4 protein-coding genes are annotated in these 3,650 nt (G+C 34.4%); 1 reads left to right on the top strand and 3 read right to left on the bottom strand.

Annotation, left to right across the window (positions count from 1 at the left end; genetic code table 11):
* Window positions 1-365: 365 nt before the first annotated feature.
* Window positions 366-935 carry a hypothetical protein gene (locus AB8P51_RS15135; RefSeq protein ID WP_369749715.1) on the top strand — a complete coding sequence of 190 codons (570 nt, stop codon included), beginning with the start codon at window positions 366-368 and terminating at the stop codon, window positions 933-935.
* 243 nt (window positions 936-1,178) lie between these two features.
* On the opposite strand, the gene AB8P51_RS15140 is transcribed toward AB8P51_RS15135, so the two are convergent.
* From AB8P51_RS15140 to AB8P51_RS15150, 3 genes are all read right to left on the bottom strand, one after another.
* The gene (locus AB8P51_RS15140; protein ID WP_369749717.1) at window positions 1,179-1,610 is read right to left on the bottom strand and encodes a hypothetical protein; all 432 of its coding nucleotides are present in this window, start codon (window positions 1,608-1,610) and stop codon (window positions 1,179-1,181) included.
* Between the two features lie 237 nt (window positions 1,611-1,847).
* On the bottom strand, window positions 1,848-2,528 hold the full coding sequence (locus AB8P51_RS15145; protein WP_369749718.1) for a hypothetical protein: 681 nt from the start codon (window positions 2,526-2,528) through the stop codon (window positions 1,848-1,850).
* Window positions 2,529-2,620: 92 nt separating this feature from the next.
* Entirely contained in the window at window positions 2,621-3,382 is a 762-nt protein-coding gene (locus tag AB8P51_RS15150) for an RDD family protein (protein ID WP_369749719.1), read from the bottom strand.
* Between the last annotated feature and the right edge of the window lie 268 nt (window positions 3,383-3,650).

The following is a 3,650-nucleotide window of genomic DNA, read 5'->3' on the forward strand; positions in this document are numbered from 1 at the left end:
TCGCTGGACATCACTAGCAACAATTACTCGGTCTTTTTCTAATTCCATTTGGATATGATTTAATATTGCGCACAACGGTCTTGGCTATGATTACGGCTTCTTTGACAGCAGTTGAGATTTAAGCCAGTTATGTTTTTATTAAATGTAGGAATTTTAAATGAAGTTGAAAGCCCAGCTGGATTATAGCCGTTGTTGGCAACTGCCTTTTCGAATTATTTCCAGTTTAATGACCAGCTGATCAAAATCATTGTTGGTTTATTTGATAGAAAGTAATTTTAAGTGTTTGTTTATGGAAGCATAATATTAAAAATCAATTAATCACCTAAATATCACCCGACAGTAATTATTAACTAAATACATATATTATGAAATTGACCACAAAAATTATTTTAACAAGTTTATCATTTCTTTTAACTCTATCCTGCACAAAAGATGAATTAGCAATTGAATCACTAGATCTAAAGGCATCTATTTCTAAAAAAAATGATGTTAAAATGGTGCCCTTTAAAGGCAATTTATTATCAACTCCAAATGGTCCGGAGCTAATAGTGTGTATACCATCGGATGCAGAGGTTGCTGTTCCAGAAATTAATGCAGTGGAAGGAAATGCAACGCATTTGGGCATTTTGGACCGTGACAAGAGTCCATTGTTAGTAGTCGATTGTAATTTAAATTTTGATGATCCGGAAGACCCTAAAGTAATAACTATACTTGACATTACTTTAAAAAACAAAAATGGTGATGGAGTTAGATTATTAGGTCAATCAACTATTAGTTTATCAGGTCCAGCCAGTGGCAGTTATGAAATTATTGAAGGATTTGGCAAGTTTTCTGGTGCTACGGGATCAGCTAATACTACGGGATTTTTTAATCCTGAAGTAGGCAGTGCATCATTTAGCGTCAATGGAATGGTAACTCAACCAAATAGAAAATAATTGGGATTTTATCTTGGTAAGAATTAAATAGGTTGTTGCCAACGGCTTTGGCTATGATTACGGCGCGGCGTTAGGGGCGAAGCTCAGCGTCGGGTTTCCTGCCTTGCAGGAAAAATTAACGTCGGCAAAAGTGAGCCCTGACCGTTTCACATTTTAGCCAGTTCCTTGTTTTAATTAAATGTAGGAAATTTCAAAGTATTGAGAAAGCAGCGCTGAATTATAGCCGTTGTTAGGTTTTCGTACCTATTGTTTTACGAAATATTCGACTATCTCATAATCTTGTCGACCTGAATTATCTTTAAAATGTCTTTTTTGCATCATTTTAAGTTGACCGTTAATGATTTCGTAGGTTATTGAGCTTTCAGCAAATCCAGAATCCCAAATTAGTTCAAATTTATTGGTTCCTTTTTTCACCTCATTGGTAATATTTTCTCCCCAATCGCAGTCCTGAGGTTGACAATTACCCCACATTTGCACAATAAAACTATTGTTTTCGTAAGAAATTTTACATTTGGTTATACCTGGCCTTTCTTCATTAACATTAATCCAAAGACCATCGAAATCACTTTTTTCAACTTCGATAAAGTTTCCATCAATGCTTTTATGGATTTGTCCAAAGTCATTGTTTATGTTCCAACTGGCAAAGAATAGTAAAAAAAAGATGATTGTTTTCATAGAAATAGATTTTTGTTTTTAAGGTATGAAACCTAACGGTCTTGGCTATGATCTCGGCGCGGTGTTAAGGGCGAAGCTCAGCGGTGGGTTTCCTGCCTTGCAGGAAAAATTAACGTCGGCAAAAGCGAGCCCTGACCGCTTCACATTTTAGCCAGTTCCTTGTTTTAATTAAATGTAGGAAATTTCAAGGAAGTACTAAAGCAGCGCTGAATTATAGCCGTTGTTACCTGCTGGCTTTTATTTCAAAACCTCAATTTGAATCATTTCAATTTGATTATTTGTTGAATTTTTCAATTGGGTCATTTCTTCAACGACTAGCCATTTCAATTTATGACTACTAGTTATATTTTCTTTTGTTAATTCAATATCATTCTCAGAAACATTAATCAGTATAGTCGGAAATTCTAATTGTTGGTAATCAAGTTCCTCATTTGCGTTCAGTTCAATCCGTTTTGAGCGAAACCATTTATTAGTAAATTGAGTTGTATTGGATTCATTATTAGATTTTAATCCATCACTAGTGTTTAAGATTCCAATTAGTCTTGAGGGTTTTGTTCCGACATTAGTAACTTTATGAATTATTGGATTAGTTAAATAAGAAGAATCCACATCCATTTCTCCTGTTGGCCATTCTTCAGAATCACCTTGTATCCATTTCGCATTCAATAATTGAGATGCATTCTCTTGCCAACCCAGCGAAACATAAAACATAGGATTTTTATGTCGATGAAATAAAGTTGTATCACCTGGTTTTATTTGAATATCCATAATTTTAAAGTCTTTATGTTCAAAAACAAGTTGATGACTAGGTTCCTCATATACTTCCACAAACTCGTTATTTGAATTTCCTTTTTTATCACCTCTGCCAGAGCAACTGGTTAAAAGGAATGTCATTAAAATCAGCATAATTACTTTCATAGAGAGTGTTTTTTTAGCTTGCAGGTAACGTTTAGTATATGAAGCGTTGCATTCCGCAGGGTGCTATGATTTCATATACAGTGTTAGCACCTTTATTTATTCATTTCTATCAGTTTCCAATCTCCATTCGGTTCTTTAGTCAAATACACACTGACGTTCAAGTCTTTGTCATTCCCAAGAATTTTTATTTCCAATTGAGCTTGACCATTTCCGTTTGAAATGCTCACATTTCCTGTCGGCATCATTCCGTAACCAGATATTCCACCTGTTTCCGTTATAATTTCTTCATTTTGTTCAATTTCTTTAATTGCTACTTTGTATGCATCAGAATTTTTCATTGCAGTTCCAGCGAATAAAAACGTGAATGTAAAAAAGGCAATTCCAACTCCAACTAAAGCTAAAACCCTAGGCAGTTTTGTCGGTTTATTTGGGTTTTTAACCACAATAGTTTTGGCAGTTTTGTCTCCAAGTCGTTTCTTTTCTTGACTTGAAGCAAGAACAATAAATTCAACTGGCCAAATAATGATAAACAAATTTCGAACAAGTAATCTACCAAAAGAAGGTACTTCATTTGGATTGTTGGCATCTCTAACCATAATTCCCATAACCCATTTTCCAACACTAATTCCTTTAATTGAATCTTTAGCGAAATAGAGTAGAAATCCAGGAAGCATTACAGCCAACATTGTGGTTGTCAATTTACTCATATTATTTTCATCCATAAAATTTGGACCGAGAGCCAAAAAGACAATTGAAACCATTAGGAATGTCATCACAAAATGGTCAATCATAAATGCTGCTATTCTTCTTTTTCTACTTGATAGATTTAACTGCTGTTCTACTTCTTCTTTCATTTTCATTTATTTTATTGGTGCTAACGGTCTTGGCTATGATTCTGTTTTGACTTAGCAGCGAGCCCAGCGTTGGGTTTTTTGCCCTTGGCAAAAAAAATTAACGAGGGCAAGGCGAGCTGCCAGGTTTAGCCTTTAACCTGGTTCTCTGTTTTAAAAATAGAATAAATATTTAAAGTAGGGTTTAGCCAAAATGAATTATAGCCGTTGTTGTGGTTAGTGTTTTTTTGTTATTTACTTAATTTCAATATTCTAAATGCTCCTTGAATTA

The organism is Muriicola sp. SD30 (genome assembly GCF_041205185.1).
In the GTDB taxonomy this organism is placed as follows: Bacteria; Bacteroidota; Bacteroidia; order Flavobacteriales; family Flavobacteriaceae; genus Muriicola.